The sequence below is a fragment of the Streptomyces sp. NPDC034084 genome (assembly GCF_055575535.1).
Map to the genome: position 1 here is coordinate 90,639 of NZ_JBVISK010000009.1, position 9,489 is coordinate 100,127.

The window sequence follows — 9,489 nt, forward strand, 5'->3', positions numbered from 1 at the left end:
TCAGAGCAGGAAGCCGGCGGGGAAGGGGTCGTCGGGGTCGAGGAAGTACTGGGCGGTGCCCGTGATCCAGGCGCGGCCGGTGACGGCCGGGACGACGGCGGGCAGCCCGCCCACGGCCGTCTCGCCGACGATCCGCCCGGTGAACTCCGTGCCGATGAAGGACTCGTTGACGAAGTCGGTGCCCGGGGCGAGCAGTCCGCGCGCGTGCAGCTGGGCCATGCGGGCGCTGGTGCCCGTACCGCACGGGGAGCGGTCGAACCAGCCGGGGTGGATGGCCATGGCGTGGCGGGAGCGGCTCGCGTCGGAGCCGGGGGCGGCCAGGTAGACGTGCTTGACCCCGGCGAAGGCGGGGTTCTCGGGGTGGACGGGCCGGTCGGGGCCGGCGTTGACCGCGTCCATGACCGCGAGCCCGGCGGCGAGCAGCTCGTCCTTGTGGGCGCGGTCGAAGGGCAGGCCCAGGGAGTCGAGGTCGACGAAGGCGTAGAAGTTGCCTCCGTACGCGAGGTCGTAGGTGACCGTGCCGTACCCGGGCACGTCGGTCTTGAGGTCGAGCCCGACGGAGAAGGCGGGGACGTTGGTGAGGGTGACGGAGCAGGCCCGGCCGTCCTCGACGCGGACGTCGACGTCGACGAGACCGGCGGGGGTGTCGAGGCGGACGGTGGTGACCGGTTCGACGACCGGCACCATGCCCGTCTCGACGAGGACGGTGGCGACGCCGATGGTGCCGTGGCCGCACATCGGCAGCAGCCCGGACACCTCGATGTAGAGGACGCCGTAGTCGGCGTCGGGGCGGGTGGGCGGCTGGAGGATGGCGCCGCTCATCGCCGCGTGGCCGCGCGGTTCGTACATGAGGAGGGTGCGGACGTGGTCGAGGTGCTCGGCGAAGTGGAGCCGCTTCTCGGCCATGGTGGCACCGGGGATGACCCCGACGCCGCCGGTGATGACGCGGGTGGGCATGCCCTCGGTGTGGGAGTCCACCGCGTGGTAGACGTGGCGGGTGCGCATGGGGTCCCCTTCTGGTGGGTGAGTGACGGTCTCTACGCGTGGCCTTCGGCCAGGACCTTCTCCGTGGCGGCGCGCACGACGGCCTCCTGTTCGGGCGTGAGCGGGAGGCGCGGCGGCCGGGTGGCACCCCCGGTGTGCCCCGCGAGGTCCATGGAGAGCTTGATCGCCTGGACGAACTCCGTCTTGGAGTCCCAGCGGAAGAGCGGGTGCAGCGAGCGGTAGAGCGGCAGCGCGACGGCGAGGTCGCCGGCGACGGCGGCCCGGTAGAGGGTGGCGCACGCGCGCGGGAGGGCGTTGGGGAAGCCGGCGATCCAGCCGACGGCGCCCGCCACGGCCAGCTCCAGGAGCACGTCGTCGGCGCCGACCAGCAGGTCGAGGCCGGGGGCGAGTTCGGCGATCCGGTAGGCGCGGCGGACGTCCCCGCTGAACTCCTTGACGGCGACGATGCTGCCGTCGCCGTACAGCCGGGCGAGCAGGTCGGGGGTGAGGTCGACCTTGGTGTCGTAGGGGTTGTTGTACGCGACGACCGGGATCCCGGCGGCCGCGACCTCGGCGTAGTGGGCGCGTACGGAACGCTCGTCGGCGCGGTAGGCGTTGGGCGGGAGGAGCAGGACCGAGGCCGCACCGGCGTCGGCGGCCTGTTCGGCCCAGCGGCGGGCCTCGGCCCTGCCGTACGCGGAGACCCCGGGCATGACCCGGGCACCGTCCCCGGCGGCTTCGACGGCGGTACGGACGACCTCGGCGCGCTCCGCGTCGGTGAGGGTCTGGTACTCGCCGAGGGAGCCGTTCGGGACGACCCCGTCGCAGCCTTCGGCGATCGGCCGGGCGACGTGCTCGGCGTAGGCGTCGTGGTCGACGGAGCCGTCCTCGCGGAACGGAAGGGCGGTGGCGACCATGATCCCGTGCCAGGGGTGGGCGCGGTGCAGGGGGCGCGCGGCGACTTGCGCGTGGACCATGAGGACTCCCTTGTGTGGTGTGTGACATTTTATTGATGGAGGCGATGTCCACAAGGGTCCTGCACATGCCCAGTTCTGACGCGCGATCAGCTCAGCGGACGGTCATCGCGAGGGCTCGGCGGCGCGCGACGGCTTGGACGCCTTGCCGGGATGGCCCGAGGCGCTCCGACCGGCGCCGTCTCGCAGTCGAGTCCTCACGGAGCACCACGGGCATAGGCGGCCATGAACATGTCCAGCAGCCCGTCGATCGCGGCCTCGTCGACCGGGCGGGGCGTCAGGAGGTGGCGGTAGTACAGAGCCCCGCACAGCACCTCCGCCGCGGAGGCGAGCTCCAGGTCCGCGCGCAGCTCCCCGGTGCGCTGAGCGAGGGTGATCCGCTCCAGGGTGCTCCGTTCGACGGTGCGCAGGAACCGCTCGTACAGCGTCGCCCGCGCCGCGGGGTCGGACTGCGCCTCGGCGATGACGGCCCGGTAGACCGGACCGATCGGCGGGTGGGCCAGGGCGGACGAGGACCGCAGGAACTGTTCGCGCAGGTCGGCGCGCAGGTCGCCGGTGTCGCGGTACTCCATGTCCGTGGTCCAGGCCCGCTGGAGCGCGTCCAGGAGCAGGGCCGCCTTGGTCGGCCAGCGCCGGTAGACCGTGTGTTTGCCGACTCCGGCCCGTCGGGCGATGGCCTCGATGGTGAGACCCGCGTACCCGACCTGCACGGCGAGGTCGAGCGTCACCTGGAGCAGCGCTTCGGTGCGAACGGCGCCCCGGCGTCGGGGCGCCGAGGATTCGTTCGGCATGCGCGCGATCCTAACGGCACGGCCCATGCCGTTGACACCGTGCGGCATGGCACACCATGATCAGCACGCATCGTGCCGTTCGAGCCCCGCACCCGCCACCGCCGGGGAAACGCGCTCATGCCGGTACCGGCCGGGCCGACCGTCCTTCAGCCGGTGCCCGAGCAGCGCCACCGATGACATCGTCAGACACGCTCACCGCGGGGGTGAGGCGTGTGGAGGAGGGGGAAGAGCGCCGATGACCGACGCGCTCCGGGCAGGCGCCGACGACCGGGGGCCCGCCGATCTGAGCGGCCGGGACCGTGAACGTGCTTTCCTCGACGGCCTCTTGGCGGAAGCCTGGGAGGGCCGGGGCGGGGCCGTGGTGCTCCTCGGCGAGGCGGGATCGGGCAAGACGGCACTGCTCGACCGGTGCGCCACGGCGGCCGCGGGCAGAGCCCGGCTGTTGCGGTGCACGGGTGTCCAGTCGGAGGCGGCGCTGCCCTACGCCGGTCTCCAGGTACTCCTCCGGGGCGTCCTGGAGCCGGCCCGGAACCTGCCGGCGCGTCACCTGGCGGCGCTGCGCGGGGCGATCGCGCCGGACGACGTGCCCGTCGGAGACCGCTTCCTCGTCGGGGCCGCGACGCTGAGCCTGCTCGACGAGCTGGCCGAGGAACGCCCGGTCGTGGTCCTGGTCGACGACGCGCACTGGCTGGACCTGGAGACCGTGGACGCCCTGCTGTTCGCGGCCCGCCGGCTCTGCGTGGGGCGGGTGGTCATGGTGCTCGCCGCCCATGAGGACGCGCCGGCCTTCGACGGTGCGCCGGGCCTGCCGTTGCTGCACCTCGGGCCGTTGACCGACGAGGAGGGGGCGGCCCTGCTGGCCGGCCGGGCACCCGATCTGCACACCGCCGTGAGCAGCAGGATCCTCGGGCTCGCGCAGGGCAATCCGCTTGCCCTGGTGGAGCTCGTGGGGGCTCTGACGCCGGCCCAACGCGACGGGAGCGAGCCGCTGGACGCGCGGGAGATCGCCGTGTTGCCGGCCTCGTGGCGGGTGCGGCGCATCTTCGACGAGCGGATCCGGGCGCTGCCCGCGCCGACCCGTCTGCTGCTGACGGTCGCCGCGGCGGACGACACCGGTGACGTGGCACTGCTCGTGGCGGCGGGGGAACGGCTGGGCGCGGCCGCCGGTGACCTCGGGCTGGCGGAGGCGGCGGGGTTGGTGAGGGTGTCCGGGCGCCGGCTGGAGTTCCGGCATCCCCTGGCGCGGGCAGCCGCCTACCAGGGGGCGTTGCTGGTCGAGCGGACGGCCGCGCACCGGGCACTCGCCGAAGCGGCGCCGGCCGCCGGCGACATGGGCCGCCGGGCCTGGCACCTGGCCGCGGCGACCGTCGGCTACGACGAGGAGGTCGCCGCGGAACTGGAGCGCAGCGCCGAGCTGTTCCGCTCACGGGGCGGCCGGGCGGCGGTCGCCGCCGCCTACCGGCGGGCCGCCCGGCTGACCGAGGACCAGGAAGCCCGGTCGCTGCGGCTGGCCGCCGCGTCGGCCGCCGCGGCCGAGGCCGGACAGGCGGAGCTGGCGGGGACGCTCGCCGACGAGGCGGGGCCGGTGAGCAGCCCGCCGACGATGGCCCGGCTCGCCAGCGTCCGGGCGGCGCTCGAACACCGGCAGGGCCGTGCGGAGTCGGCGCGGCTGCTGCTCGTCGAGGCGACGACGGAGGTGACCGCGCACCGCCCCGCCATGGGGGCATGGCTGCTGTTCGAGTCGGCAGCGATGGCCTGGGACTCGCCGGACCCGGTCGCGGCCGCCCGGGACACCCTGGCGCGAATGGCCGGTCTGGACTTCGGCGAGCATCCCGTGCACCGGGGCGCGGCCGGGGTGCTCCACACGCTGGCGGGCGATCCGGTGAGCGGGGCGGCGGCGATACGGGAGTTCGCCGGGTACGTCGTACGGACCCGGCACGAGCGCAGCCTGATCGAACAGGTGCGCCTGCACGGCTGGGACATGCTGCTCGGCGAGTACCGCACGGTGCACGACGAGGCCGTGGCCCTGGAGCGGGAGTGCCGGGCGGAGGGGGCCGTCGGGGTGCTGCCGCGGGTGCTGTTGCGACTGGCACGGCTGCGGCTCTTCCTGGGCAGGCACCGGGACGCGTACACGACGGCGGTCGAGGGGCTGGAGATCGCGTGCGACACCGGTCAGCACCAACTCGCCATGATGCTGAGCGGCGTCCTGGCGGTGCTGGCCGCGCTCGACGGGGAGGAGCCGTGCGGGTCGGCGGGACCGGGAGGGGGCGACGGGGCCGGGGCGGGCGGAAGGCTGGGTTCGGCCGGACTGGATTCCGGCGCGCTGGGTCCCGCCGGACCGGGTTCCGCCGGGTTGGATCCCGAGGGTCCGGGTGCGGCTTGGCCGGGTTCCGCGGGTCCGGCTGGGCGGGATCTGTGCCTCGGCGTCGCGCCGATCCCGATCTGGCTGATCCGGGCGCAGGGCCTGTTCGACCTCGGGGTCGGCCGCTACGACCGGGCGCTGCAACGTTTCGCCGCCCTGACCGGGGGCCCGCACCGGCACCTCATGGTCTCCGTGCACAGCCTGCCCGACCAGGTGGAGGCCGCCGTGCGGATCGACCGGACCGCCGACGCCGGTCAGCCGGCCGCCGAGCGTTTCGCGCGCTGGGCCGGCGCCACCGGAACCGCGTGGGCGGAGGCGGTGGAGCTGCGCTGCCGCGCCCTGCTCGCCGCCGACGACGCGCGGGCGGAGGAGCTCTACGAGCGGGCGCTCGCCGCGCACGAGGGGGACGGCCGCCCGTTCGAGGAGGCGCGCACCCGGCTCCTGTACGGGGAGTGGCTGCGCCGGGCGAGGCGCCGCGCCGACGCCCGGGAGGCGCTGACGGTGGCGCTGGAGTCGTTCGAGCGGATGCCGGCGGCCGCGTGGGCGAACCGGGCTCGCACGGAGTTGCGGGCCGTCGGCGCCGCCCCGGCCGCGCCGGCGGCGAGCGCGGATCTCGTGGGCCGGCTGACCGCGCAGGAGCTGCGGGTGGTCCGGCTCGCGGCGACGGGCCTGAGCAACCGGGACATCGGGGCGCGCCTGTTCCTGAGCCCCCGCACGGTCGGCTACCACCTGTCCAACGCCTACCCGAAGCTCGGCGTGACGTCGCGGGCGGCCCTGGGAGCGCTGGACCTCGGCTGACCGCGGGCGGCCGAGCCGTCACCGCGGTCCTCCCCCAGGCGGCGCACGGTCGTGGTCCGGTCGTGTGGGAGCACCGGTACGGACCCAGGTCGTTCGACGGATCCGCGGGGCCGGGCGGGGTTCCTACGGTTCTCCTGTTCGAGGAACGTCCGCATGGGAGGGTTCATGAAGGTTCTGGTGCTCGGCGCCACCGGTTACATCGGCTCCGCGGTGGTGTCGCGACTGACGCTGGAGGGCCACGACGTGGTGCCCCTGGTGAAGAACGCGGCCTCGCTGCACCCGGACGTGCCGGTGCGGGTCGGCGATCTGGCCGACCCGGCGTCACTGCGCGCGGCGGTGACGGACGACGTGGACGCGGTGGTGAACCTGGCCACGCCGACCGGCGACGAGGCGGTGGACACCGCCGCCCTGGAGGCGCTGCTCGCTCCGCTGCGCGGCACGGGCCGGGCGTTCGTCTACACCAGTGGCGTGTGGGTGCTCGGCGCCACCGGGGACGTCCCGCTGACCGAGGACGCCGACACCGACCCGATCGCGATCGTCGGATACCGGCCGCGGATCGAGCAGCGGGTGCTGGCCGCCGCCGGGGACGACGTACGGGCCGTGGTGATACGTCCGGGCATCGCGTACGGCCGGGACGGCGGCATCCCCGCCCTGATGACCGGCTGGGCCCGGGAGCACGGCGCGGGTCGCTACGTGGGTCCGGTCGCGACCCGCTGGCCGATGGTCCACGTCGACGACCTCGCCGAGCTGTACGTCCTCGCCCTCACGAAGGGCGAGTCGGGTGACCTCCTGCACGGCGTGGCGTGGGAGTCCGTCCCGGCGGCCGCGGTCGCGGCGGCCGCCGACATCGCCGCGGGCGGCACGGGCCGGGCCGAGCCGTGGCCGCTCGCGGAGGCCGCCGAGGTGCTCGGGGCGCCGTTCGCCGAGGCGCTCGCGCTCGACCAGGTCGTGTCGGGGCGACGCGCCGTCGAAGAGCTGGGCTGGCGGCCGAGCCACCCGTACGTCCTCACCGAACTCACCGCACACACCGCACTCACCGGAGGCAACCGTGGCTGACAACACCGTCCAGACACCCCCGATCTGCCGCACCTGCGGCACCCAGTACGCCGACGCGCGCCCGGACTGTCCCGTCTGTCTGGACGAACGGCAGTATGTGGGCCGGGGCGGCCAGCAGTGGACGTCGCTGGCCGGGCTGCGCGAGGACGGCCACAGCGGCCGCTTCGAGGAGCAGGGGCCCGACGTGCTCGGGATCGGGGTCACCCCGGACTTCGCCATCGGCCAGCGGGCCCTGCTGCTGCGCACCGCCGCCGGGAACGTGCTGTGGGACTGCGTGCCGTACCTCGACGACGCGATGGTGCGTGCGGTCGAGGAGCTCGGCGGCATCGACCACATCGCGATCAGCCACCCGCACTTCTACTCCTCGATGGTGGAGTGGGCGCACGCCTTCGACGCGCCGGTCCATCTGCACGAGGCCGACCGGAAGTGGGTGGGCCGACCGGACCCGGCGGTGCGGTTCTGGAGCGGGCAGACGCTCCGGCTCACCGACGAGCTGACGCTGATCAACCCGGGCGTGCACTTCCCGGGCAGCGCGGTGCTGCACTGGAGCGCGGGCGAGGGCGCGCTGTTCACCGGTGACGTGGTCAACGTCTGCCCTGACGGCCGCTGGGTGACCCTCATGTACAGCTACGCGAACCACATCCCGGAGCGCCCGGACGCGGTCCGCGCGGCGGCGGACCTGCTCGCCGGCTACCGCTTCGAGCGGATCTACGGCGCCTGGTGGGACCGCGTCGTCACCTCCCAGGGCAACGAGGTGCTGGCCCGGTCCGTCGAACGCTACCTCCGCTTCGAGGAGGGCAAGGTCCAGGAGATCTGACGGCCCCGTCCGCAGGATCTGCGCGGGTAGCACGGCGCTGACATGCGGATTTCGGCTTGAGGGGGCAGTTCTTGAGATCACCGGCGGTATAGATGAGTCTGTGACAGAACTCCGGCTGGCCCTACCTCGACAGGTAGAGCCAGCCATCCCACTCAGGCGACCGGCCACGCGGCCGCGGCACTCTCGAACGGGGGTACGAGAGATCATGGACGTCCACGTCCTTTCCGACACCGTCCACGGGTTGATCCGTGAGCACCGGATCCCGGGAGCCCAGTTCTCCCTCTACAGAGACGGCACCCTCTGGGAGGTCTGCGCCGGCGCCGAGCGGTTCGGGTCGGACGCGCCGGTGTCCCCACGGTCCCGTTTCGCCTACGGTTCGGTGAGCAAGGTCTTCACGGCCGCGCTCGTCATGCAGTTGGTCGAGGAGGGCGAGGCGGAGCTCGACACGCCGGTGACGGAACTCCTCGCGGGCGTCGCGGGGCACACGCGCGTTCCCGTGGACCATCCGATGCGCAGCGTGACGTTGCGCCAACTGCTCAGCCACACCGCCGGACTCGTGTCCGACCACGAGGGCGCCCCCCTGCGTTCCCCGTCCCTTCGCCGCTACTTCGAGTCGGTGGTGCGCGAGGGGCACTTCTGCATGCCCGGCTGCACGTTCTCGTACTCGAACACCGGCTACGCCGTGGCGGCGTATGTGATAGAGGTGCTCACCGGGCAGAGCTGGTGGGACTCCATGGAGTCCTACGTGGCGTCCCCGGCCGGACTTGATCTCGCGTTCGTCGAGGATCCGCGGCCGGGCCGTGCCCCGGGCGCCACCGTCAGCGGCCACGCCGTGGACGCACGGACCGGCCGCACCGAACCCGTGGACTTCTACTGCGAGTCGACGCTGGCCGCCGCCGGAGGCATCGCGGGCAGCGCCACCGACCTGGTCCGCTTCGGCCGGGCTTTCCTCGGCGAGGGCCACGAGGCCCTGGACGCCGACATAGCCGATCCCGAGACGCTGGCCGTGATGGGCCGCGCCGTGCCGGCCGCAGACCCGTTCGGCCTGGCCGCCGGGTGGGGCGCCGGATGGGGCCTCTACCCGGCCGGGGAGACCCTGTGGCTCGGCCACGACGGCACACTCGACGGCGGCTCCTGCAACGTCCGCGTCGACCCGGCGAGCGGCACGGCACTCGCCTTCACCACCAACTCCACCACCGGCCTGGCCGCCTGGCTCGACCTCGTCGGCGAGCTCGACCGCACCCTCGGCCTGCGCGTCGGTCATTACGAACAGCCCGCCCCCGCCGGCCGGCCGTACCAGGAGGCCGCCGCGCTCGCCGGGGAGTTCGTCAACGGGGAACTCGCCATCCGGGTGTCCCACGAAGCGACCGGCGGCATCCTGCGCATGGACGCGGACAACGGCGTCTCCGGGGTGCTCAGCATCGGGTCCGACCTCGTCTTCAGCGTGCGCGCCGCGGACCAGGGCGACGTGCTGTTCAGCGGCCGCTTCCTCAGCTCCGCGAAGGGCCGTCCGGCCGACCTCATGCAGTACAACGGCCGGACCCTGCGGAGGGCGGAGGCCGTCACCCATCAGGCCGCCGCCTGACCTTCGTTCGTCACCCACACTTTCGTCCCCCCACGCCCCCTCCCCCTCCCCCTCCCCCTCCCCCCGCTTCCCCCCACTTTCGTCCCCCCGTTCGCGCTGCCGCCGGCCCGACCGGCGGCCGC

The 9,489-nt window shown here is 74.0% G+C and carries 7 protein-coding genes; 4 read left to right on the top strand and 3 right to left on the bottom strand.

Features of this window, described 5'->3' with window-relative positions; all coding sequences use genetic code 11:
* The 3 genes from ACZ51I_RS28755 to ACZ51I_RS28765 form a co-directional block, all read right to left on the bottom strand.
* On the bottom strand, nucleotides 1-1,005 hold the full coding sequence (locus ACZ51I_RS28755) for a proline racemase family protein (protein ID WP_468881516.1): 1,005 nt from the start codon (nucleotides 1,003-1,005) through the stop codon (nucleotides 1-3).
* Between the two features lie 32 nt (nucleotides 1,006-1,037).
* Nucleotides 1,038-1,961: a dihydrodipicolinate synthase family protein gene (locus ACZ51I_RS28760; RefSeq protein WP_468881519.1), complete on the bottom strand. Its 924-nt coding sequence runs from the start codon at nucleotides 1,959-1,961 to the stop codon at nucleotides 1,038-1,040.
* 194 nt (nucleotides 1,962-2,155) lie between these two features.
* A complete protein-coding gene (locus tag ACZ51I_RS28765) occupies nucleotides 2,156-2,749 on the bottom strand; it encodes a TetR/AcrR family transcriptional regulator (RefSeq protein ID WP_468881522.1) in 594 nt (197 codons plus the stop codon).
* 235 nt (nucleotides 2,750-2,984) lie between these two features.
* On the opposite strand from ACZ51I_RS28765, the gene ACZ51I_RS28770 reads away from it, so the two are divergent.
* The 4 genes from ACZ51I_RS28770 (at nucleotide 2,985) to ACZ51I_RS28785 (ending at nucleotide 9,367) form a co-directional block, all read left to right on the top strand.
* Nucleotides 2,985-5,909: a helix-turn-helix transcriptional regulator gene (locus tag ACZ51I_RS28770; protein ID WP_468881525.1), complete on the top strand. Its 2,925-nt coding sequence runs from the start codon at nucleotides 2,985-2,987 to the stop codon at nucleotides 5,907-5,909.
* A gap of 153 nt (nucleotides 5,910-6,062) precedes the next feature.
* Nucleotides 6,063-6,965, top strand: a complete 903-nt coding sequence (locus ACZ51I_RS28775; protein ID WP_468881528.1) for an NAD-dependent epimerase/dehydratase family protein — start codon at nucleotides 6,063-6,065, stop codon at nucleotides 6,963-6,965.
* Nucleotides 6,958-7,782 (top strand): MBL fold metallo-hydrolase, encoded by an 825-nt coding sequence (locus tag ACZ51I_RS28780; protein WP_468881531.1) that lies wholly within the window; start codon nucleotides 6,958-6,960, stop codon nucleotides 7,780-7,782. Before ACZ51I_RS28775 ends, ACZ51I_RS28780 begins: the two co-directional genes overlap by 8 nt.
* Before the next feature lie 205 nt (nucleotides 7,783-7,987).
* Nucleotides 7,988-9,367: a serine hydrolase domain-containing protein gene (locus ACZ51I_RS28785; protein WP_468881533.1), complete on the top strand. Its 1,380-nt coding sequence runs from the start codon at nucleotides 7,988-7,990 to the stop codon at nucleotides 9,365-9,367.
* Nucleotides 9,368-9,489 lie beyond the last annotated feature (122 nt).

What these genes read in the sequence shown, in the direction of transcription:
- ACZ51I_RS28760 (WP_468881519.1), bottom strand. Translation starts at nt 1,961, where the DNA reads ATGGTCCACGCGCAAGTCGCCGCGCGCCCCCTGCACCGCGCCCACCCC.
- ACZ51I_RS28755 (WP_468881516.1), bottom strand. Translation starts at nt 1,005, where the DNA reads ATGCGCACCCGCCACGTCTACCACGCGGTGGACTCCCACACCGAGGGC.
- ACZ51I_RS28775 (WP_468881528.1), top strand. Translation starts at nt 6,063, where the DNA reads ATGGGAGGGTTCATGAAGGTTCTGGTGCTCGGCGCCACCGGTTACATC.
- ACZ51I_RS28765 (WP_468881522.1), bottom strand. Translation starts at nt 2,749, where the DNA reads ATGCCGAACGAATCCTCGGCGCCCCGACGCCGGGGCGCCGTTCGCACC.
- ACZ51I_RS28785 (WP_468881533.1), top strand. Translation starts at nt 7,988, where the DNA reads ATGGACGTCCACGTCCTTTCCGACACCGTCCACGGGTTGATCCGTGAG.
- ACZ51I_RS28770 (WP_468881525.1), top strand. Translation starts at nt 2,985, where the DNA reads ATGACCGACGCGCTCCGGGCAGGCGCCGACGACCGGGGGCCCGCCGAT.